The 22,962-nt window shown below is 41.4% G+C and carries 16 protein-coding genes and 1 pseudogene; 15 read left to right on the top strand and 2 right to left on the bottom strand.

The features are described from left to right. Positions 1-2 precede the first annotated feature (2 nt). The 7 genes from MKY98_RS13125 to MKY98_RS13155 all read left to right on the top strand — a co-directional run bounded on the left by MKY98_RS13125 (position 3) and on the right by MKY98_RS13155 (position 10,794). Positions 3-1,466 carry a sensor histidine kinase gene (locus MKY98_RS13125; protein ID WP_069011888.1) on the top strand — a complete coding sequence of 488 codons (1,464 nt, stop codon included), beginning with the start codon at positions 3-5 and terminating at the stop codon, positions 1,464-1,466. After that, positions 1,466-2,605: a hypothetical protein gene (locus MKY98_RS13130; protein WP_029515227.1), complete on the top strand. Its 1,140-nt coding sequence runs from the start codon at positions 1,466-1,468 to the stop codon at positions 2,603-2,605. The genes MKY98_RS13125 and MKY98_RS13130 overlap by 1 nt, the downstream gene beginning before the upstream one ends. A 184-nt stretch (positions 2,606-2,789) precedes the next feature. Further along, on the top strand, positions 2,790-4,565 hold the full coding sequence (locus tag MKY98_RS13135) for an acyltransferase family protein (RefSeq protein ID WP_069011886.1): 1,776 nt from the start codon (positions 2,790-2,792) through the stop codon (positions 4,563-4,565). Positions 4,566-4,592: 27 nt separating this feature from the next. After that, a complete protein-coding gene (locus MKY98_RS13140) occupies positions 4,593-5,291 on the top strand; it encodes an SGNH/GDSL hydrolase family protein (protein ID WP_069011884.1) in 699 nt (232 codons plus the stop codon). A gap of 46 nt (positions 5,292-5,337) precedes the next feature. After that, entirely contained in the window at positions 5,338-6,342 is a 1,005-nt protein-coding gene (locus MKY98_RS13145; protein WP_069011882.1) for an LCP family protein, read from the top strand. Between the two features lie 101 nt (positions 6,343-6,443). After that, positions 6,444-9,248 (top strand): M14 family metallopeptidase, encoded by a 2,805-nt coding sequence (locus tag MKY98_RS13150; RefSeq protein WP_208332716.1) that lies wholly within the window; start codon positions 6,444-6,446, stop codon positions 9,246-9,248. Positions 9,249-9,456: 208 nt separating this feature from the next. After that, entirely contained in the window at positions 9,457-10,794 is a 1,338-nt protein-coding gene (locus MKY98_RS13155) for a DUF418 domain-containing protein (RefSeq protein ID WP_069011878.1), read from the top strand. Positions 10,795-12,082: 1,288 nt separating this feature from the next. Here MKY98_RS13155 and MKY98_RS13160 read toward each other — a convergent pair. Beyond that, positions 12,083-12,634, bottom strand: coding sequence for a TetR/AcrR family transcriptional regulator (locus tag MKY98_RS13160; protein ID WP_069011876.1), 552 nt, complete (start codon positions 12,632-12,634; stop codon positions 12,083-12,085). 297 nt (positions 12,635-12,931) lie between these two features. On the opposite strand from MKY98_RS13160, the pseudogene MKY98_RS13165 reads away from it, so the two are divergent. The 6 genes and pseudogenes from MKY98_RS13165 to MKY98_RS13190 form a co-directional block, all read left to right on the top strand. Continuing rightward, positions 12,932-13,520 (top strand): annotated as a pseudogene (locus tag MKY98_RS13165) (alcohol dehydrogenase catalytic domain-containing protein); the annotation flags it as partial. A 69-nt stretch (positions 13,521-13,589) separates the two neighbouring features. Continuing rightward, a complete protein-coding gene (locus tag MKY98_RS13170) occupies positions 13,590-14,819 on the top strand; it encodes a multidrug effflux MFS transporter (protein WP_069011874.1) in 1,230 nt (409 codons plus the stop codon). A 79-nt stretch (positions 14,820-14,898) separates the two neighbouring features. After that, complete coding sequence (locus MKY98_RS13175) at positions 14,899-15,750, top strand: aldo/keto reductase (RefSeq protein ID WP_069011872.1); 852 nt, start codon at positions 14,899-14,901, stop codon at positions 15,748-15,750. Between the two features lie 247 nt (positions 15,751-15,997). Then, complete coding sequence (locus MKY98_RS13180) at positions 15,998-16,879, top strand: LysR family transcriptional regulator (protein WP_029515212.1); 882 nt, start codon at positions 15,998-16,000, stop codon at positions 16,877-16,879. A 186-nt stretch (positions 16,880-17,065) separates the two neighbouring features. Beyond that, positions 17,066-18,934: a beta-glucoside-specific PTS transporter subunit IIABC gene (locus MKY98_RS13185; RefSeq protein WP_069011870.1), complete on the top strand. Its 1,869-nt coding sequence runs from the start codon at positions 17,066-17,068 to the stop codon at positions 18,932-18,934. 29 nt (positions 18,935-18,963) lie between these two features. Next, a complete protein-coding gene (locus MKY98_RS13190; protein WP_069011868.1) occupies positions 18,964-20,391 on the top strand; it encodes a 6-phospho-beta-glucosidase in 1,428 nt (475 codons plus the stop codon). Between the two features lie 396 nt (positions 20,392-20,787). Here the strand turns inward: MKY98_RS13190 and MKY98_RS13195 are convergent, their stop codons facing one another. Continuing rightward, positions 20,788-21,333, bottom strand: coding sequence for a TetR/AcrR family transcriptional regulator (locus MKY98_RS13195; RefSeq protein WP_069011866.1), 546 nt, complete (start codon positions 21,331-21,333; stop codon positions 20,788-20,790). Positions 21,334-21,569: 236 nt separating this feature from the next. Between MKY98_RS13195 and MKY98_RS13200 the strand changes: the two genes are divergently transcribed. Next, positions 21,570-22,544 carry an aldo/keto reductase gene (locus MKY98_RS13200; RefSeq protein ID WP_029515209.1) on the top strand — a complete coding sequence of 325 codons (975 nt, stop codon included), beginning with the start codon at positions 21,570-21,572 and terminating at the stop codon, positions 22,542-22,544. Positions 22,545-22,653: 109 nt separating this feature from the next. Next, the gene (dmpI, locus tag MKY98_RS13205) at positions 22,654-22,866 is read left to right on the top strand and encodes a 4-oxalocrotonate tautomerase DmpI (protein ID WP_061828371.1); all 213 of its coding nucleotides are present in this window, start codon (positions 22,654-22,656) and stop codon (positions 22,864-22,866) included. The last annotated feature ends 96 nt before the right edge of the window (positions 22,867-22,962 follow it).

The following is a 22,962-nucleotide window of genomic DNA, read 5'->3' on the forward strand; positions in this document are numbered from 1 at the left end:
GCATGATACGTAAAATCAGCATCAAATTCCTGATCGGTTTTTTTCTGATTTTTTCGCTTTCTTTTGTCGTGCTCAATCAGACAGTCAAGGAATTTATCCGGACAAGCAATCAGAATCTGGTTACCTCCGAACTGATCGGACTGAAAAATAACAGCAACGTGTATGTGCGTCAGGCTTTCCTGATTAACCATTTCAGTAGCAATGAGCTGTATTTTGGAGAAATTGCGAGGGAAATAGCAACTAATCTGAACCATACCACGGACAGCAGTATTGGCGTGTATACGGTGGAGGGCAAATTGCTTTATGCCCCGGACAGCTCCATTTTTCAGCAGCACATGCAAAGCGATCTGCAGCAGGCGATTGGTGGCAATACAGCGTACAGCATTACTTATGATCGTAATAAGACGACTGTCCTTTTCTCCTATCCGGTTGTTATAGACGGTTCAAAGGTGGGCATACTGCGTTTTTACAAAGATTTCAGCTCACTCTACGAACAAACCGGACAGATTCGGCAGATTACCCTCTATATTGCCCTGGCGATTTTTGCGGCAGCTTTTCTGTTTTCCTATATTCTTTCCAGGCATATTACCATCCCGCTGACCAGACTGACGCAAGCCTCCACTGAGGTGAAAAACGGGAATCTGGATATCCGCCTTCACTTTAAACGCAGGGATGAAATTGGCCGACTGGCTGAGAATTTTAACGATATGATTGATCAAATTAGTAGACAGATTCATATTATTGAGAAGGACCGGGACCATTTGAAAGAGCTTCACCAGCAGGAAAAGCGCTTTTTTGACAATATTACTCACGAACTGAAAACGCCATTAACCTCCATTCTGGGATATGCGGAGCTGATCAGAATGAACGGTGAGAAAGACCGTGCTTTTTTTGGCAAAGGGATGAATCATATTATCGAGGAGAGCAAGCGCCTGCATGCGATGGTGCTAAAACTACTGGAAGTTTCACGCAAAAATATCATGATCAATGAGCTTGATCGGGTAGATATCGGGCTAATTCTGCAGGATGTGTGTGAATCGATGATGATCCGGGCACAGCGCTATAAAAAGACCATTGAATATGAGATGAATGAGGAATTGATGATGTTGGCCGATAGGGACAGAATCAGACAGCTGTTCATCAACTTGATAGATAATGCGATAAAATATAGTTTGCCGTTTTCGGTAGTAACGGTAAAAGCAGTACGGGCAGAAGAAAAGATCCGCTTGATTTTCAGCAATCCAAGCGATCCGATTGAGGCAGAACATCTGTCACACCTGTTACAGCCATTTTATCCAGCTCATTCCGACAGTGCGGAGGAAGGCAGTGTAGGATTGGGGCTCAGCATTGTGAAATCCATCGTTGAAGAATTTGCGGGTTCCATCTCGATTGCAAACGAGCATAATGAAACCATCGTTACGGTAGAATTTAAAGCGCTGGAAACCGCGGGAACGGAGAATGAATAATGGGCAATAAATATGTTGTAATGCTGCTGGTCCTATCTCTCGTGGTATTACTGCTGTCAGGATGCGGTTCAGAACCAAAAACAGAGACCGTCGTCATCGCCGACAGCAATGAAGTTTCCAGTACCGATCAAAGCTCTCGGCCGTTTCAGGTCCAAAAAATATATCGGCTTCCGGATCGTTTTGCAAATCGGGGGGAGCTACTGGGATGGTCGTCTGGAAATGCCGTTATCGCATCGTTCGGAGCCATGACCATACTGAAGCGAGGCACGGTGGAACGTTTAACTTATCCGTATGAGCAGAGCAAGGCCATACCCGGAATCGGTAAGGTAACTTCCAATACGACACTTTCTCCCGATGGGAAATATATTTGCGAATTTTCTCGTTCTTCCTCGGAGACAACCCTAAGGCTTATTTCCTTGCAGGATGGCAAGGAAAAGGAAATAGACAGGATCAGTACTAGAAACGAGTCTTATGTACAATATGTTTCCTGGTCGGCCAACAGTTCGTATATCGGCTACCTGGTAGAAAATCCGTTTGATAATGGAGCGGATAGCCTGTACATCTACGATATGGGGTCTCAAACTTCTGGCAAGTATCAGTTAAAAGGCATTATGAAGGAAGACACGCTTTTGAGTGTTAACATTGCAAATGATGGCCGCAGCATACTGGTGGAGTTGTTTGGTGCAAAAAAAGGTCAGAAAAAGATACTAACCATGGGGAAAGTTTCCGGGAAGAATATTGAATTTCAATACGAGCGTCAGATTGGTGGAGATTCAGTAGCCTGGATGAATAACGACCAGTTTGTGTTTCTCGGAACGGATAATTCACTGTATGAATATGATCGGCGAAACGGCGAACTCTCCGTCATTCTGGAAAAAGTGTTTGATTTTGAATTCTCGCCTGACAGGAAAAATATCGCATACACCGAGTATGATCAAAATGTTACTTACGTAGGCAAGGTGCAGGGAAGAAATATACTGTATAAGGAACCGGTGTATCGCGGAATTGTGCCGACGCATATATACTGGAATCCGAACAATAAAAGTGTACTGCTTCAAGGACAAAAACAATTGGATTCCTCGCAGACTGCGTCAACGGATTCTCCTAGCAAGGAGTCATTGATCATTGAATTGAAATAGCGGTGAGGATCGCCATGTTTGTAGACGTCAAAAACCTTATTTCGGTTGTTCAGCCGGAATAAGGTTTTTCTTTTTGCAACCGTTGTGACAATTTGTTTACATGTTGATCAAACTTTCGCGACATCTTTTTTTTATAGTAAATGAAGCAAGATCATTAGCCTATAAGGACAAGGAATGGACCATAGTGAATGGAAACCGGAATTTGCACCTGAATCAACCCATAAAACGTTATATGACCGGCCTGGATGGGCTAAGAGCCATCTCTGTGCTTGCTGTTATTGCTTATCATCTTCATTTCAGATGGGCAGAAGGTGGGCTGCTGGGGGTGGAGATTTTCTTCGTCCTATCAGGATATCTGATTACGGATCAGATTCTTTTCGAATGGAGGATGCGCAGTGGTTTCTCCATTATACAATTCTGGATCAGACGAATGCGCAGACTACTGCCGGCCATGATCTTTATGCTGACTGCAGTGGCACTGTGGCTTTTAATTACTGATTTCTCCAGACTGCAGGCGTTAAGAGGCCATTTTGTATCCTCGCTTTTTTACGTAAACAACTGGTATCTCATTTTTCATCATGTTTCATATTTCGAGAGCTTTGGCCCGCCTTCTCCAATCGGTCACCTCTGGTCGCTTTCCATTGAGGAACAGTTTTACCTCATCTGGCCGCTTGTTCTACTGATCGGTCTGTGCCTTGCGCCGCGACGAGGAAGACTGATGTTATACATTCTGGGTTGCGCCGCCGTATCCGCCATAGCCATGGCCGTGATATACGAACCCGGAACAGATCCGAGCAGGGTGTATTACGGGACGGACACGCGAGTGTTTGCCATTTTGATCGGAGCGGCTCTGGCGATAATCTGGCCCAGCTGGAGACTGAGCGAAAATGTATCCTCTTCGTCACGGACCATGCTGGATATGACTGGCGTGCTGGGCATTGTAATGCTGTTTATCATGATCGGTCAGACCAACCAGTTTGATGATTCGCTGTATCGCGGCGGTTTTCTTTATTTATCACTCATTACTGCAGTTATTATTGCTGTACTTGTTCATCCGGCCAATCGACTGGAACGATGGCTCGGCTGCCGGCCTCTGAGCTGGATCGGTAAGCGATCTTACAGTCTGTATATTTGGCATTATCCAATCATTATTTTGTCAAGTCCGGTGGTGAATACCGAAGATGCCAGCTATATACGTATTGCTCTGCAGGTAACGGCCAGTTTCATAATGGCAAGTCTTTCCTACAGATACATCGAAGAGCCCATTCGTCGCGGGACCCTAAAATCACTCCGCAGGTCAGGCGCTGGCAGCCAGTTAGGCCTTGTCGTCATTGTTATCGCCATTATTCTGGTCCTGACATCATGGAAGACGAATTCACCAGATCCTGTGCCTGATGCTCCAGCAACTGTAAGCCGGGAACCCGTCCAGACAGAAAAGGTGCAATCCGGATTTTCCGATGTAAATACAGGCCATTCCGCAGAAGGAGAGAAGGTCACGGCGATCGGAGATTCCGTCATTCTGGATGCCGCCCCGTTTCTGGAAAAGCAGCTCCCCGGTATGACCATTGATGGCAAGGTGGGACGGCAAATGTCACAGGTTGGGAATGTGCTTGATGACCTGCGGGCACAGGGCAAGCTTGGCAATAAAATTATTATTGAACTCGGCACCAACGGCGTGTTTAACCAGAGTCAACTGAAGTCCTTGCTGACTTCACTACAGGATTCTCGGCAAATTTATCTGATAACGACCAGAGTACCGAGAGGGTGGCAGAATACCGTAAATGACAATCTGCGTGAAATTGCTGGTGAATTTCAAAATGTACGACTTATCGACTGGTATTCGGCCAGCGAAAACCGCAACGATCTATTTTATGACGATGGTGTCCATCTGAAACCAGAAGGAGCTCAGTATTATGCCTCGGTTTTGATTGATGCTATCAAACAGGATAAAACCTACTAGCATGTTAAAGGAAAGGATGAACTAGGTATGAACAAAAAAAATATCAGAAAAGTGAGGGCATTATGGGGTTTTATGATTCTTCTTATCGTCATAGGAGCCATAGGCCTCCATCTACATTCAAAGCAAAATTCGGATGATAACGAACCACGCGGCAAGGATTCTTCTCTATACAATTTTGATGCGATGCAGCCTGCTGCACAAAAGCCTGGGGCTTCCAGTACCAGCGGAGAACAAGCTCAACCATCCGCGTCCTTAAACGGCGAGGGCGTCACGATGATTGGAGATTCGGTTACGGTCGGAATTGAGCCTTATTTAAAAGAGCAGCTTCCGAATATGACGGTAGACGGCAAGGTTGGCCGGCAGATGTCTCAAGCTGTAAAAGTCATTAATGAATTAGCCACCCAAGGCAAACTGGGAGACCAAGTCATTATCGAACTCGGCACCAATGGTCCGTTTAGCAGAGACCAACTGCACGACGTACTGCAATCCCTTTCTGGAGCCAGACAGGTAATCTTGGTCACTACCCGGGTTCCGAAAGGATGGCAAAACACGGTGAATGACACGATTGCACAGGTTGCCGATGAGTTTAGCAACGTCAGCGTGGTGGACTGGTATTCGGCCAGTGTAGGCAAAGATGAATACTTTTATAGAGATGGCGTCCATTTAAAACCAGGGGGTAGCCGATATTACACTTCACTCCTCGTAGCAGCCTTGCAAAAATCTTAAATACAGAAGGGACAGGCGCGTTCATAATTCGGAAAGGAAGAATGACATGACACAGAGGAAAAAGAGGATATTAATTGTAACATTGTTACTTGTGGTCGCTGCTGTAAGCTTTATTTTTTATTATTTCTTTTCGATTTACAAAGGGCTGGAAGGATTTAATAAGGCTCCGGCAAACTCCCCGTTCATTAATGTAAGCACCGATAATACCGAAGCTCTGGAAGCTCCAGCATGGGAGGGAACTGAGCCTGTCAATATTTTGCTGATGGGTGTGGATGCCCGTGGAAGCGACAAGGGCGAGGTACCCAGATCCGACAGCATGATGGTTGTTTCGTTGAATCCTACCGATAAGCATATCCATGTGTTTTCGATTTTGCGTGACACTTATACGGATATTCCCGGATACAGCAAAAACCGAATCAACACGGCTGTTACGCATGGGCCGGATACGGCGATGAAAGCAGTCAGTGAATTGCTGGGGGTGCCTGTTCATTTTTATGTATATACCGATTTCCAGGGGTTTATTAAACTCGTGGACTCTGTAGGCGGACTCGATTTTTATGTCGAAAAGGATATGTACTATGAAAGCAAGGCCGATCTGCATGAGTACGATATTAATTTAAAGCAGGGACAGCAGCATTTCAACGGCAAAACGGCGCTTCAATATGTTCGTTTTCGTCATGATGCCATGTCCGATTATTCCAGAACAGAAAGACAACGCCAATTTATTACGGCATTAGCCGAGAAGGTCAAAACAACGACTTCCATTATGAAGCTTCCTTCCATTCTAGAGGAAATCAGTCCGTATATCGATACCAATTTGTCAGTCTCCGATATGTGGAATTTGGCTTCGGTAGGGTATCAAAGTACGTTAAAGGGAAATGAACAAATACCGCCAATGAAGCTATTAAAAGAAACTTATGTGGGCAAAGCAGCTGTTCTGGATGTAAAAAGTCGAACTGATTTGAAGCAATTTGTGCAAAGTACCATAAACTCCGACGCTTCTCATTCGATGACAGACAATCCTTCCGGGCAGAAAACAGATCTTGAATAGGATTGGACAATATATAAAATCGTAATTTGCCGGACAATAGTCTGTTAAATGCTCTTTATGAGCACAACATGGTCTTCCGGTTATCCATAGGGGGAAAAAGAATGGGTACAAGACCAATAGTAAGGTTCTACTTGGCGTTAACCATATCCGCCGCCATGCTTCTGGAGATCACTGCTCCGCACATGGCTATGGCTGATGCTGCACAACGTACAGAAAGCACGTTGTTAAACGATAAACAGAGTCAATCAACAAAAACAATCTCAACGCAGGTTAAAAATATCCCGACACTGAAATTGGATAACAATCTGGCATCCATGACGAAGAAAAGAACCATTAAAGCTAGATTTAAGCTTCCGAAGGGTACCAATATAAAGAAAATAAGCTGGACTTATGGTGGTAAGCCATTATCGGAATGGAAATCGTACAAGGATCACGATTATAATGGCGCCCCCTTTATCACCGTTACTCAGGTCAAAGCAGAAAACGGAGAAGTCACTGCCAATATCAATTTTGGTCTTACTTACGGTACGGAAAATCTTGCCGAACCGAGTCTGCAGCGTCCACTGTACGCCTCATTGATGGGAACCTATGAACTGGCTGCAGCAAAAACCGTTGCCCAGGCCCCCATTAAGTTGGTCCCATACGACAGCTTCCGTACGTATGATGAACTGAAGCCGGAGATTGATGCGATTACGGCACAAGCAGCTCAAAAAAACGACAGATACATTAAAACGATGTCGATCGGCAAATCCGTTGAAGGCCGCGATATGTATATGACTGTGGTTGCCAAAGATCAAGCAACGATTGACAAATATCAGAATGTAACTCATCCTGCCATGCTGAATGATCCTGCAAAGCTGGAGAACGATATTCAATCCGGTGCATTCGGAGATTATCAAGTGCCCATCTGGATCAACAATATTCATCCAAATGAAGCGCCGGGCTTTGATGCGATTATCAATTATTTTAAGACCATGGCTCTCGATAAAAATGTTACGTACAAGACCACCTCGTCCAATGGAAAATCGAGTACGGTCACTCTGAATATGGATGATGCGCTTGAACATGTGTTTTTCCTGTTCCTGTATACGGAAAATCCAGATGGAAGGGTGCATACCGAACGTTATAATGCTGAATACTTTGACTTGAATCGGGATAATTCTTATCAAACCCAGCCTGAAACACGCAGTGTTACAGAGCAAATTGCCAAGTGGTCGCCGATTTCTTTCCTAGATCTGCATGGCTTTGATAAGAATTTTCTGATTGAGCCTACCACACCGCCTCACGATCCGAATATTGAATACGATCTGCTTATGGATAACATGGTAGAACAGGCAAAAGCGATGGGTGAAGCAGGTATAGCAAACACAAAGTATGATTACTACCATATTCCTTATGAAGAACATCGTAAAACAGTCGAAAATCCTAAATATGTTTCCAAGGGGACTTCTTCAGGATGGGACGATGCGTCTCCAGCCTATACAGCTGTCTTCGCCATGCACCATGGTGCAATGGGACATACGCTGGAAACACCTGAATCGAATGAAGAGTCGACCAAAGCATTGTATTATAGTGTCGCTGCAGCAACCGATTATGTTATGCAAAAGAAAGAAAATTTATTTTTGAACCAGCTAAAAGTATATGAACGTGGAATCAATAACATCGATGATTATGCCGTAGATCGGTATCTAGTCAATGTCAAAAATCAAGTTATTAGCCGCCCTCGTCACGGTAATGAGAATTTTTTTCCTGAGTATTACGTTTTGCCGATCGATAAGAGTCTTCAAAAAAATCCGCTGGAAGCTTATCGGATGATTGAATATCTTATCCGCAATGGATTAACGGTTGAACGCTCGACAGAAGCTGTAAGTACTGCTGGCAAAACCTACCCTGCGGGTTCATTTATCATAAATATGCACCAGGCCAAACACGGCATTGCAAACATGGTTTTATATGATGGTATTAACGTCTCAGATTATGCTTCCGTAGCTGGCGAGATTGTGCAGGATTTTCCTGTCCTGCGAGGATTTGAACGTGATGTGGTTAGAGAAACCGGAGTGTTTGCGGGCAAAACTTCTCCGGTGACTTCCGTATCGATTCCGGCCACACCAATGCCGAATGATTCTGCCTATGTCTTAATCCTAAACACCAATAACGATGCCATCAAAACGGTTAATGAATTGCTTAAATCCGGCAAAGTGGTTACGATGCTATCCAAAAGCGGAACAGGATATGAAGCGGGTGACTTTGCAGTCGCCTATGATGATCTGAACCCGCTGGCCTCGAAATACTATCTTGATGTCACGGCATTCGGCAATAACAAACCCGTTGGTAAAGTTCTTAAACCTTCTACGGTAGCCGCTCTCGGCGAATCGGCTTATGTGCTCAAAAATCTCGGTTTTAAAGTGACCGATGATCAGCAGCATGCCGATGTGTTGGTGAATACATTCGATTCCGATAAACTTGTCGAGAAAGGGAAACCATACATTGCTTATGGAAATATGGGGATGGGTAACGTGAAAAACTGTATTCCTCAATTTGCGTTTGCTGGACCGACATGGGAAAGATACGAAGGGGTGTTCCTGGCGAATGTCAAACAGGATCATGTGATTACAGCCCCTTACGATAACGAAGAATATTTCTACACCGTTACAGGTTCTTACATTACGAAGCTACCTAAAGCTGCAAAAGTTCTTGCAACCATTAGCAATAAAGAAAACTTCTTCAAAGCGGGCTGGTGGCCAGGTCACGAAGCTGCAAGAGGAAAGATCATGGCCTTCACCTATATGGAAAACAAAAAAAATATTACAGTTTTCTCCAACGATCTAACCAATGGCGCTCATCCGCAGCATCAATTCCGACTACTGGCCAATTCGATTTTTAATGCAGTTCCCAGCAAACCCTGAGTGATTTCCAAACAGCCCTATTCCAGTGATCAACTGTGAATAAGGTTGTTTTGCGATAAAACGGTTACGTCCGTTGTGACATTTTGTTTACAACTTGATCAAACTTTAGCGACATCTGCAGGATATATTGGACTATAGCGTAACATCACTCCCGTACATGCGGGTTGATGAAAAATACGAGTCCAGGATTTTCAGGGAGGAATGCAAGTTGCTAAGCAGTATCAAACTGATAAGCAGATCCGTCAGAGAGTATGAGGAAGAGTCCAATATCAAAATACGAGCTTTTTCCGTAAGCAGCCAATTGAATGGAAATCAAGCAGATGAAAAGACGGTTGATAATAAATTGGATGAAAAAGAAGTAGATACAGCAGGTGTATCCAAAACATCCGACGACGCTACACAAACCGATATTCCTTCTCGTAGTTCTGTAGAAGAGTCGAAGAGAAGGAGGGGCACCGGGCGTCTTGTAGCACTTGATGCAGTACGAGGAATGGCGGTGCTGGGAATGTATTTGCAGCACTTCGGATCGAACCCAAACGTTTCTGAGATTGTTTCCGGAAACACGACACTATTATTCGTGCTGTGCGGGGGTATATCTTATTCCATTATGGCACAGCGCATGATGGAATGGGGAGCGGAAACGGCCGCTTTCCGTGCGCGAATGCTAGCCCGTGCAGTATTTGTTGATATTATTGGTTATTTGCTTATTATGCTGAACACTCCATATGGCATCATTTTGCCTGCCTATTCAGCTATGTTTGTGCTGGCCCTTATGTTATTTCGCCGTTCGACCCGCACCATTGTTACAACAGCAGCAGTTTTGCTCGTGACAGCCCCGCCGCTAATGATTCTGGGATCAAGTATTTTCTCAAAAGCTTATCTTCTTGGTGATATTGCAGGAGGTCCAATGTCTGCTATCGCCTTGATCCCTGCATTTGTTACTGGTATGGCCATTGGCCGCTTTGACCTGACCAGATTACGCACAGCTCTCATACTCGCAGGCAGTGGTATCGTTATGCTTGTTATTGGCAAAGCACTGGCTGCTTTTGTACTTCCGAATTGGAGTCTCCACTTTGAACAATGGCTGGTAAGGATGCAAGGAGTTGCTCCTGTACAGCCACCGGATGAATACGCAATTTGGCCGCTTAATACGGAATCACCAATGTGGCATATGCTCTTGCAGTCGGCTCCGCACACCGCTTCGACCTTCCAAACGATGATAGGATTAGGAATTTCATTCTTGGTATTGGGCGTTGCATGTCTCATATCCAAAAAAGCCTCTACTGTATTATTGCCTTTTGCAGCAGTCGGACGTATGGCTCTGACCATGTATGCCATTCAATTTGTAATAGTTTGGTTTCTGTATCTGGCAAAGATTGGGCACAGTCTGGACGGAGTTCCGTTCGGCGACGTAATAGTTGCAGTTGTTACACTGTTGCTGGGATTGTTGTTTGCTAAGCTTCCTGTTGGTCCGCTTGAAGGATTGATGCGCCGTTTTGACCGATTGTTCTGCCCTACCCAACCAGTCTCACAAACAGTAAAGTAGATAGCCTTCTTGATACTCTATATTTATAGTCATAGAAAACATCGGATTTCAATTAAAACGGACTGATCAAAATCACAACAGATAAAAAAAATAAAGGTTTTGTGAATTTAGTTATTTATTTCCAGGTTTTAAGTATTGCCTATGTTGTACAATGACAACAAGTTTACCCCAACTAAGTCCTGATAATATCAGGATTTTTTTATATTTAGGGGAGAATGACAACAAGTTTGCCTCTTTCGAGGAATTTGTAATATTTAAAGGGGCGGCTATAGTTAGAGTTACTTTGTGGAATGACATGATTATTTTTTGTTCCAATCTACAATACATATCGATGTTTTGTATCTGTTACATTTAATTTTTTTGTCCAATTAAAGTGTAGAAGATCACCATATGATTTTGCTCGTCGTTTCTAATATGGGTGTAAAGTGTGGTTGTTTTGGGATCAGAATGACCGAGCATTTAAGTCCACAGAAGTTTGGGCTTTTCTTTGATAATTAGAAATTCTTTTTTGTGGTATGAGAGCCCTAAAACCCCAGATGATATTTGTATCTTTATCCCACATCAAGCATCTCTTTATAAGACGAGTAATCTCTTTTTCATTAATACCCGCAGCTTTAAAAATTTCTTTGTTCGTTAGAGCATGATGCTAGTTGGCAAGATAGAGAAGTTGAACTTAGAGATTTTTTACTCAATACAAGACACAATGATTCAAATTCTAATATCACAGATTTTTTTGTATTAACCTCCATCATAGTTATTTTTTGACAGTTCCGTACGAGCACTTAAGAAATAGCCCCATCTTTACCGTCGGGTCAAAAGAAGAAAAAACTTTATCGCTAACGCCTTCTTACAATTGGTGTTTAACAATCCTGTCTCCCTCAATAAAGCTATCGGAAACGTAACTTTTGCATCAGACGCCCGTAATAACTAGCACTCTCATTATGTTGGGCAAGTTTTATTAGTTACTGGAGTAGAGGGTTGGTATCAAGTAGACGGAAAACCAGTTCAATTCCTTAAAACAGGCGATGTGGTGAACATTCCACCGAACGTAAAATATTGGCATGGGTTACGAAGGATAGTTGGATTTGTATACTTAGTACTCACACTGGGGTGATACAGACCGGTTAGAAAACGTAACCGAGAAAGAATATGAAAACTCTAACAAAAAAAATGAAAAAACAAGCAGAAGCGGCAGCCAATCGGCTGCCGTTGTTTTAGTGTTTCGTTATATACTGTGACCTTTATTGAAAAGGAAAAAGGTCATTTTCTTTACAGAATATAATACCGATTAAAAACTTCTTTCTAACAAGGTGCCAACTTGCGTGGCCATGACTTGCGGTGAATAGGGCATTCCATTTCGAATCCACCATTCAATGACCCCTACATAAGCAGTCCCAGCATATTGCAACATCACATCTTCGACTAATTCCGTATTTTTCCCGCTTTCTTTGTCAATCTCCCCTTTGAACCCTTCCATGAAATAAGCAAGTAGCCGCGTTCTAAAAGATGAAGGTGTACCTTTTGATGCTGCTAGCATGGTTGAAAAAAGCAAATAATTTTTCTCAAAGTACTCGAAATATGGAACAAGAGCATCAGCCCACTCCATCTGACATGCCCACGTATCCATTTCTTTTAATTCATTAATGTGTGTTTCCATGATTTGATCTAATAAATCATATTTGTCCTGATAATGAAGATAAATTGTACCGCGGTTTACGTTTGCCTTGTTTGCAATGTCTTGAATGGTAATGTCATCGAAGTTTTTTACAGCCATCAGTTCAATAACGGCTTTTTTTAAGGATTCTTGCGTTTTTAGGATTCTCCGATCCACTTTAATCATCTTCTCTTTTCCCCCTGATCAAAAAATAATGAACACTTTTCGTGATGATGTTGCTATTTCAACAAATTGCGCTTTTTTAACCATTGAACTTAGGTTTCTTTTTTTATAATAATAGACATAAGTTGATAAAACAACCAGTATTGTTTATTCGCTCTCCGTGGCTTACTTACCTAAAAAAAGGAGAACTTAAATTTAGAAAAGAGGGTGTTCACATGGTGTTTAATAAAGAAGTGTGGATAATCATTACTAATTTCTAAATAGCTAACTGATAAAAATTCTATTCATTGGAGGTTATATATGATTAATGCTAATGCACGTGCTGTGTTCGGTCCAGAAGGTTCTACAGTTGAGCGCAGTGATCTTAAGCCGCATAATATTCTCATTAAGATCAAGTATGCGGGTATTTGCCACTCTGACATCCATACTGCCCGTGGAGATTGAGGGCCAGTCCAATATCCTCCCGTTCCAGGACACGCTGGAATTTTCGCCCAGATTGGTTTGGAAGTCACAAAGTATACTGTTGGTGACCGAGTAGGAGTTGGCTGTATGGTTGATTCCTGTGGAGAGTGCGAGAGTTGCCGTAGAGGAAAGGAGCAATATTGTCTTAATGGACATACGAGTACCTACGGAGTCATCGATAGATATGGACAATATACGCAGGGAGGTTATTCCACCCATATCGTTGTAATAACGGAGGATTTCGTGGTTCGAATTCTAGACGGCATTAATCTTGATGTCGCCGCTCCACTTTTATGTACTGGGATCACAACGTATCCGCCGCTGCGCCATTGGGGTGTTGATTCCGGCTAAAATATATCGGTCGTTGGATTTGGTGGACTCGGACACATGGTGTGAGATCGCTCATTCTATGGGGGCAGAAGTAACAAACCCATAACATCTAAAGCAAATGCGTTAGTTTAAAGAAAGCATTAAAACAATCATAGGAGTAAAAGGAATGAAATATAAGACCCAAAAAAATTCTCTCGGTTTTGCTCTAATATTGGCCATATTTTCGGCGTTGGGGCCGTTTACCGTCGATATGTATCTTGCATCACTTCCGCAAATCGCTGTTTTTTTTGGAACAAGCGCAACTGCGGTTCAAGCGAGTTTAACCACTAGTCTGTTAGGATTAGGGCTAGGACAGTTGATAATGGGACCTTTAAGCGACATTTATGGAAGACGCCAGCCTTTGTTGATTTCCATGATACTATATATCCTTTCCTCTATTGGATGCGCTTTTGCACCAAGCATAGGATGGTTTATATCTTTAAGATTTATACAAGGGGTTGCTGCGTCCGCTGGACTCGTTATTTCGCGCGCTATTGTTCGAGATCGGTTTAGTGGGATTGAAATGACTAAGTTTATATCGTTGCTGACAATGATAAGCAATGTGGCACCGTTAATTTCCCCTACGGCTGGAAGTACGGTTATGTCATACAGCTCTTGGTTAGGTGTATTTATATTTTTAGGGGTGCTAGGCATAGGGTTAACTGGGATAACCATATGGGGGTTAAAGGAAAGCTTACCTGTACAACAACGTATTTCAGGCAGTCCCCGTGCGTTGATGAAAAATTATAATAGCTTATTCCGAAAGCGGTCTTTTATAGGGTATGCTCTAGTCAATGGCATATTGTTCGCAGGTGTTTTTGCCTATGTTGCAGGTACCCCATTTATTTATCAAAACATATACGGCGTGTCGCCGCAACTGTTTTCAATCCTCTTTGCGTTGAATGGCCTTGCTATTATCTTGGGATCTCAATTCGTCAAACTGCTTGCAGACCGGGTAACGGAAAGTCGATTGTTTTTGATCGGAATAATACTAGCGTTTATATCTTCTGCTGCAGTCTTATTTATAGTACTAGTACATGGAGTATTATCAGCTATGTTTATTTCGATCTTCTTATTCGCTTTATCCATTGGGATCATTGGCCCCATCTCTTTTACATTAGCAATGGAATCGCAGGGGCATATTGCAGGGGGCGCGTCCGCCGTGCTCGGCACTTTACAATTCGCATTAGGTGCCGTTACGTCTCCACTTGTGGGAATTGCAGGCGAAAATTCTGCTATACCTTTTGGAATTATTATTTTTTCTACAAGTTTATTATCTATAATTACCTATCTCATTCTGGTTAAAGGGATAAAAAAATTATCCGGTACCAAAAATAGCTTTGAATCCAATACTTAACCAATCGCTTGCGAACATTAAGATCTATGCGAGGCCCCAGCATTCTAAGACTTGAGTATAAAAAACAGGAGGATCTAAAATGCAAAGTGTTACACTAAACAATGGTGTCGAGATGCCGATACTCGGATTTGGGGTTTATCAAATTGATGATGAAAATGTATGCGAAGAATCGGTTTGTAATGCCCTAATGGAAGGTTACCGCTTGATTGATACCGCTGCTGTTTATAGCAATGAAAAAGCAGTCGGTCGTGCCATCAAGCAGAGTGGCGTGCCCAGAGAGGAAATATTCGTTACAACAAAGCTTTGGATTCAGGATGCAGGTTACAAGAGTGCTAGGAAAGCATTCGAAACATCACTGAAAAAACTGCAACTGGATTATTTGGATCTGTATCTCATTCATATGCCCTTTGGCGATATCCATGGTTCATGGCGTGCGATGGAGGAATTATATCATGAGGGGAAGATCAGGGCAATCGGCGTAAGTAACTTCCTAAATGATCGCCTGATGGATTTAATCGTTCATCATGAAATCGTTCCTACTGTAAACCAAGTTGAAACGCATGTATTTACACAACAAGTAGAAAATGCTCAATTTATGAAGGATCACCATGTTCAGATTGAGTCCTGGGGACCATTTGCTGAAGGGAAAAATGACATTTTCAAAAATGAAGTATTGGCATCAATAGCTGAGAAACATCATAAATCCATGGCTCAAGTTGCTTTACGTTGGTTGATACAAAGAGGAATTGTTGCGATTCCAAAGTCCGTTCATAAGGAAAGAATTATCGAAAACTTTAATATCTTTAACTTTGAAATGAGTAGGGAAGATATGGAAAGGATTGCTACGTTGGATTCCAAAGAGAGTTTAATCTTATCCCTTCACGATCCTGAAAACGTGGAACGGCTCAGCAACATGAAAATTCGTAACTAATTTTGGGGAGGCCTTATCACAAAATGCTCAAACCCAACAACACTATGTTCACGTAACAGTACCCAAGTCCTTCCCATATATCGATTCAATTCCACATATAAACATATGCATATAGAACTGATTAATGGTTATAATGGCAGAGAAGTGTGTGAAAAAGTAAACTGAAAGAACGGTATTTAAGATGGTAAGTTAATTACTAGGACATATTGAATCTATTCATAAGCACATATTGTCAACAGGGGGAAACATGGAGTTAAGAGTGCTTCGTTATTTTCTTACAGTCGCTCGTTTGGAAAGTATTACGCATGCAGCAAATGTACTACATGTAACACAGCCGACATTAAGCAGACAATTAGCTGACTTAGAAAAAAATTTAGGAACTCAATTGCTTATTCGCGGTAAAAAAAAGGTGTCATTAACGGATGCTGGCATGCTTTTACGTCAGAGGGCAGAAGAAATCCTAACGATTGCGGATAAAACAGAGAGAGAATTCAAAGATCAAAATAATCTGGTTGGAGGGACTATCTCTATAGGAAGCGTCGAATCACTAACATCGCATTATTTATTTCAAACATTAAAAGCTTTTCATGAAGAGTATCCACAGGTTAATTATTATATTTATAGCGGAACAGGGGATGATATAAAGGAAAAAATAGACAAAGGATTACTTGAAATTGGGATTTTATTAGAGCCCATAAATATTGAAAAATACGATTTCATCAGATTGCCTCAAAAGGAACGATGGGGAATTCTAACACAGGCTTCATCCCCTCTTGCACAAAAAGAATATGTTACTCCCAATGATCTTGTTGGAGTTCCTTTACTTCTTTCTAGTCGTCCAACAGTACAAAATGAAATTGCTAATTGGTTTGCTGATGAATATGAAAATATACATGTTCTAGCCACATACAACTTAATTTCTAACATAGTTAATTTTGTAGATAATGGTATGGGAACTGCTATTTGTATTGAAGGTGCTCTTGCGATGACAGGTTCAAAACATCTTTGCTTCAGACCATTTTTTCCAGAACTCAAATTTAGTTGTGTTATTGTTTGGAAGAAACACAAGATTTTTAACCAGGCTACTTCTCACTTAATTCAATTAATCAAGTATGCCTCACAAGCATAATAAAACATAGATTATAGGTATTGGATAAGGTTATTTATCTAGTGATATCTTAAAGGTGCAGCTTGAATGAAGCCTTTAAATATTACTGATAAATAACTTTTTTTATTTAGCAGGTAAAGTTGTTTATGTTTAATAAATAAAAGGCGTAATTCATTGTTCAACAACAAGAAGAGGGGGCATTTTCTAATGAGCAAAAAATATGAAAAATTAGCTCAGGATATTGTAGAGAAGATTGGTGGTAGTGAAAATGTATCAACACTAACTCATTGTATGACAAGGCTTAGATTCGCACTAAACCAAAATAAAAAAGCCGATCAAGACGCTATTAAAGCTTTAGATGGCGTGATTGATGCGATTGAAAGCGGCGGACAATTTCAGGTGGTTATTGGCACCCATGTTGAAGAAGTATATGAGGAAGTGATCAAATATATAAAACATGCAGAAAATATAGATGATACATTATCTAACGAAAAAAATGTAAGCGTTTTTGGCAAATTAATCGATTTTATTTCAGGTACATTCAGTCCAATCGTTCCGGCTATTGCAGGCGCGGGAATGATAAAAGCGCTATTGGCTTTGCTGATCTTATTTAATGTAGTTTCAAAAGCGTCACAAACTTACTATGTAATCAATTTCATGTCGGATGCCATTTTTTATTTCTTACCCTTCTTATTAGCATATTCGGCTGCAAACAAATTAAAATGCAGCCCTGTACTGGCACTTGTGTTGGCTGGGATATTGCTTCATCCGAATCTGGATCTATTGAGAACTGCGGGTAATAATGTTAGCGTTTTTAATATTCCATTGACACTTGTTGCTTACAGTTCATCGGTTGTTCCGATTCTATTAACCGTGTGGGCGCAATCCTACATTGAACCATTCTTTAAAAGAGTCATTCCTAACGCTGTAAAAATTATTTTTGTTCCGATGTTTACCATTCTGGTTGTTGGATTTATTTCCTTAACTGCACTAGGACCGCTAGGTTCTTTCTTCGGAACATATTTGGCAATGGGGTTTGATTTTTTGGGATCGCACGGAGCATGGGTGGTCATTTTCATAATTGCAACCTTCTGGCCACTCCTTGTTATGTTTGGACTTCATCACAGTATCGTTCCGTTATCATTGGCTCAAATCACGACATTGGGATATGAAAATATCATTGGACCTGGAGCCATGATATCCAATATTTCGCAAGGTGTAGCCGCGTTGATTGTCAGTTGGAGAACAAAGGATACAGTATCCAAGCAAATCTCCACTACAAGTGGAATTACAGGCTTAATGGGAATTACAGAAGCAGCACTTTACGGTGTTAATTTACCTAAAAAATATCCTCTTGTTGCGGCTATGATTGGATCCGCTGCTGGAGGGCTTTACGCAGGGGTTATGGAAGTTTCACGTTATGCAACAGGTTCATCAGGGCTTCCAGCTATTCCGCTTTATATTGGAGAAAACATTTGGAATTTCTATAATATACTCATCGCATTATTAATTACAACGGTTATAACTGCAGTGCTTACCTACTTATTAACCTTAAAATATGAGAAAGAAACGTCTGAGCAGAATAAAGTCACCACAAACGATAAAATCATCACACTTAAAAATACGGTTATTACAAGTCCTATCAAAGGTGAAATGATTCCATTGAAGGATGTTCAAGATGCGGCCTTCTCCACAGAAGCAATGGGAAAAGGAGTTGCCATTGAGCCAAGCGAAGGAAAAGTGGTCGCTCCTTTTGATGGGAAAATTGTTTCGCTGTTTCCCAAGAAACACGCAATCGGTTTACTCTCCGATGATGGGGTTGAAATACTCATCCATATAGGATTGAACACCGTTAAACTGAATGGGAAGTACTTTGAAGCTCATGTTGAAGAGGGTCAGAGAATTACCAAGGGACAGACACTAATCACGTTTGATTTGGAGAAAATCAGAGAGGAAGGATATGTTACCCAGACCCCGGTGATCGTTACGAATACTTACAGTTATGCTGATGTGCTAACTAATAACAGTAGTGCAGTCACTGATTTTAACAATGAGTTGTTAGTCCTAATAGTGTAACCATATCAAATTCAAGGAGTGGATTATAAATGACTTTAGTCAAAGACTTTTTATGGGGAGGAGCAACTGCTGCAAACCAATGTGAAGGTGGATATTTGGAAGGGAATAAGGGATTGTCAACCGTCGATGTTATACCCGCAGGACAGGATCGCGTTTCTGTAATGAAAGGTAAGATGAAAATGATGGAATGTGATGATGAACATTTCTATCCAAGCCATGAAGCCATCGACTTTTATCATAATTATAAGGAAGACATTGCTTTATTTGCAGAAATGGGCTTCAAATGCTTCCGCTTATCTATTGCATGGACACGAATCTATCCAAATGGGGATGATCCATTACCCAACGAAGAAGGTTTGAAGTTCTACGATGATGTTTTTGATGAGTGTTTAAAATATAATATAGAGCCTTTAGTAACGATCACTCATTTTGATGTGCCGATGCATTTGGTAAAAACCATCGGTTCTTGGAGAAGCCGTAAAATGGTTGATTATTATGAAAGACTATGCGAAACACTATTCACTCGCTACAAAGATAAAGTGAAGTATTGGCTAACTTTTAATGAAATCAATATGTTATTACACCTACCATTCGGGAGCTCAGGATTGGTGTTTGATGAAGATGAAGATGAAGAAGCTGTGAAGTATCAGGCAGCTCATCACCAATTGGCCGCGAGTGCTAAAGCTACTGAAATTGCACGCAAAATAAATTCCGAATTCAAGATAGGATGTATGTTGGCGGGTGCCAGCACTTACCCCTATACTTGCGCTCCTGAAGACGTATGGAAAGCCATAACAAGGGATCGAGAGCATTACTTCTTTGTGGATGTACAATCTCGTGGTGAATACCCGAATTATGCCAAAAAAATGTTCGAAAGAATGAATATACATCTGAAAATGGAAGATGATGATGAGGAGCTTCTGAAAAATAATACAGTTGACTTCGTTTCATTTAGTTACTATGGTTCGCGATTAACAAGTGCCGACCCAGCAGTTAATACTCAAACCGCTGCCAATCTCTTTCCGACATTACGAAATCCCCATTTAAAAAGAAGTGAATGGGGCTGGCAAATTGACCCACTCGGGCTGAGAATTACATTAAATGCATTGTATGATCGCTATCAAAAACCATTATTTATTGTCGAGAATGGGTTGGGAGCTGCGGACAAGCCTGATGAAAATGGATGTATCTCGGATGATTACAGAATCGAGTATATTCGTGAACATATCCGAGCATTTAAAGCTGCTGTAAAAGAAGATGGCGTAGAGTTGCTAGGATATACAACCTGGGGGTGCATTGATTTAGTAAGCTCAAGCTCTGGAGAAATGAACAAAAGATACGGTTTCATCTACGTGGATAAAGATGACCAGGGAAATGGTACGTTAAGTCGTAGTAGGAAAAAGTCCTTTAATTGGTATAAGAAAGTAATTAGTAGCAATGGAGAAGATTTAGACTAAGTTTATACAGCCATAGCTAGTTGATGATGGAATCACAGTCGACCAGATGTGACGCTTACAAACTTTTTCTAAACAAGACCCTTAATTTAAAATGCGATATATTCTCTTGTTCTCACTAACATGAGCAAGTCTTCTTGTGGTAAGCATTTTCTTGTTATTCGGGATCGTGTTCTCAATAGGAAATAAAGTTATGAATTTAAGTACAAAACATGGAGCGGGTGCCGCTTCATGTTTTTGTACTGTGCCGGGTATGGGCCTTATCTCTAGTGTTCAAGTTCCGAATGCGAGAACAATATTCAAAACCCTACCCTCATCACAAAATTAGGATGAGAATTTTGTTTAAATAACCTCAGTACAAGAAATTACTCGATTTACTAGATTTGTTGGGAATGCAATTTAAAAATTTCTATCTAACAATATCCCAGTTTGTTCTGCCATGACACGAGGGGGGACTGACATTCCATTCTTAAACCACCATTCTACGATCCCCACGACCGCGGCCCCAAAAAATTGAAGAATGACATCTTCACTTAAGCCTTGATTTTTTCCTTCTGTTACATCGACTTCTACCTTGTACTCCTGGACGACTAAATCAAGGAATTGAGTACGAAAATAAGCTGAACTTTTCGTGTTTAGCATGGTTGAAAAGAACAAATGATTGTCTGCAAAGTATTCGAACCAGACATAATTTCCTTCTTGGAAACTCATTTCAGATGCTGTGTGGCAAAGTTCACGGAGATTGTTTATATGTTCTTCAATTATCTTATCTAGCAAGTCAAATTTATCCATGTAATGGAGATAGATTGTTCCTCGATTAACATTTGCCCTATCAGAAATATCCCGAATTGTAATGTCATCAAAGTTTTTTTCAGTCATCAGTTCAAGTATTGCTTTCTTTATGGCTTCTTGAGATTTGAGTACCCTTCTGTCCACTTTAGTCATTTTTAAAGTCCCCTTACTGAGATAATCGGCAATTACGGATAATTTGTTGAGTAATCCACACATCGAAAGAAATTGATTATTGCAAGCATTTTGTTTCCGTTTAGAATTATAAACGTAAGTTGATTAAACAATCAATGTTCATTTTTTATTTGGAGTTATCTAAACTCAATGATCAGTACGCGTACCCGTTCTGAGGCAAGTCAAGATCGCACCAAACGAAAGGAAGGAACCATGAAATGGATTATACGAAACTTGGAAATACTGGCTTGGATGTATCCCGGATTTGTCTTGGTTGTATGGGTTTTGGAGACGCACGAAAAGGTCATCATCGATGGGTACTTGATGAAGAACGCGCTCGTCCGATCATAAAAAAAGCTCTGGAGCTTGGAATCAATTTTTTTGATTCTGCAAACGTGTACGCTGAAGGGACAAGTGAGGAAATAATTGGAGGTGTATTAAAGGATTTTTCGAATCGTGATGAAATTGTCATCGCGACTAAAATACATGGACGAATGCATCAAGGACCCAATGGCGCTGGACTTTCCCGCAAGGCGATCATGAGCGAAATCGATAAGAGCCTTAAGAGATTGAAAACCGACTACGTCGATCTGTATCAAATTCATCGTTGGGATTATAACACGCCTATCGAAGAGACGATGGAGGCATTGCACGATATAGTTAAGGCTGGTAAGGCAAGATACATCGGAGCCTCTGCAATGTGGGCATGGCAGTTTGAGAAAGCTTTACATATAGCTGAGAAGAATGGGTGGACCCGATTTGTATCAATGCAGAATCATTTAAATCTCATTTACCGTGAAGAGGAGCGAGAGATGCTCCCACTTTGTAAGGAAGAAAAAATTGGGGTCATTCCTTATAGCCCGCTCGCAGGAGGAAGATTGGCGCGGGAGACAACAACACATCGTGCCGAAACTGATGAAATTGCAAAACAAAAATATGATGCAACAACAGATGCGGATCAATTGGTGGTGAACCGGGTTGCGAGTTTGGCAGAGAAACATGGTGTTCGCCGGGTTCACATCGCACTTGCGTGGCTTCTGCATAAAGAACCGGTAACCGCTCCTATTGTCGGTGCGACAAAAATATCCCAGCTCGAAGATGCAGAAGCTGCTCTATCTATTCAATTAACTGCTGAAGAAATTGCGTTTTTGGAAGAACCATATGTACCGCACCGAATCGTTGGTCATTTTTAAATTCATATAAATTGGTGTCGCACGGTCTCTTTGATAAGAGAGATGCACATGAGTTTTTGTGTCAGCTCGTCGTCATTAGACATAAACTCACAATAAAGGAGAATAAATTATGCCTGTAATTACAATTGAAGCAGCTAAATTAACTAAAGAGCAAAAAAGAAAGTTAGTAAAAGACCTTACTACATCAGCTTCAACTATCATGAATATACCTGAACAAGCATTCTTTGTGTTCGTAAGGGAAAATGAACTAGATAATATAGGTGTTGCAGGACGGATTTTAGCAGACAAAGCTGTAAATAGTCCACTGAAAAATGAGGAGTAAAATAGTTAACTTGGTAATACCGGATTAGAAGTACATCGTCTTTGTCATGGCTGTTTGAGCTTTGGTGAGCAGGTCGTGATTCCCATCAATGAGTAC

Origin of the sequence: Paenibacillus sp. FSL M8-0228 (assembly GCF_038007385.1) — a bacterium.
Lineage (GTDB): Bacteria > Bacillota > Bacilli > Paenibacillales > Paenibacillaceae > Paenibacillus > Paenibacillus polymyxa_D.

Coding starts and splice junctions, on each gene's coding strand:
- MKY98_RS13190 (WP_069011868.1), top strand. CDS start 18,964: ATGACTTTAGTCAAAGACTTTTTATGGGGAGGAGCAACTGCTGCAAAC.
- MKY98_RS13175 (WP_069011872.1), top strand. CDS start 14,899: ATGCAAAGTGTTACACTAAACAATGGTGTCGAGATGCCGATACTCGGA.
- MKY98_RS13200 (WP_029515209.1), top strand. CDS start 21,570: ATGGATTATACGAAACTTGGAAATACTGGCTTGGATGTATCCCGGATT.
- MKY98_RS13145 (WP_069011882.1), top strand. CDS start 5,338: ATGACACAGAGGAAAAAGAGGATATTAATTGTAACATTGTTACTTGTG.
- MKY98_RS13140 (WP_069011884.1), top strand. CDS start 4,593: ATGAACAAAAAAAATATCAGAAAAGTGAGGGCATTATGGGGTTTTATG.
- MKY98_RS13185 (WP_069011870.1), top strand. CDS start 17,066: ATGAGCAAAAAATATGAAAAATTAGCTCAGGATATTGTAGAGAAGATT.
- MKY98_RS13195 (WP_069011866.1), bottom strand. CDS start 21,333: ATGACTAAAGTGGACAGAAGGGTACTCAAATCTCAAGAAGCCATAAAG.
- MKY98_RS13180 (WP_029515212.1), top strand. CDS start 15,998: ATGGAGTTAAGAGTGCTTCGTTATTTTCTTACAGTCGCTCGTTTGGAA.
- MKY98_RS13170 (WP_069011874.1), top strand. CDS start 13,590: ATGAAATATAAGACCCAAAAAAATTCTCTCGGTTTTGCTCTAATATTG.
- MKY98_RS13130 (WP_029515227.1), top strand. CDS start 1,466: ATGGGCAATAAATATGTTGTAATGCTGCTGGTCCTATCTCTCGTGGTA.
- MKY98_RS13160 (WP_069011876.1), bottom strand. CDS start 12,634: ATGATTAAAGTGGATCGGAGAATCCTAAAAACGCAAGAATCCTTAAAA.
- MKY98_RS13150 (WP_208332716.1), top strand. CDS start 6,444: ATGGGTACAAGACCAATAGTAAGGTTCTACTTGGCGTTAACCATATCC.
- dmpI (WP_061828371.1), top strand. CDS start 22,654: ATGCCTGTAATTACAATTGAAGCAGCTAAATTAACTAAAGAGCAAAAA.
- MKY98_RS13125 (WP_069011888.1), top strand. CDS start 3: ATGATACGTAAAATCAGCATCAAATTCCTGATCGGTTTTTTTCTGATT.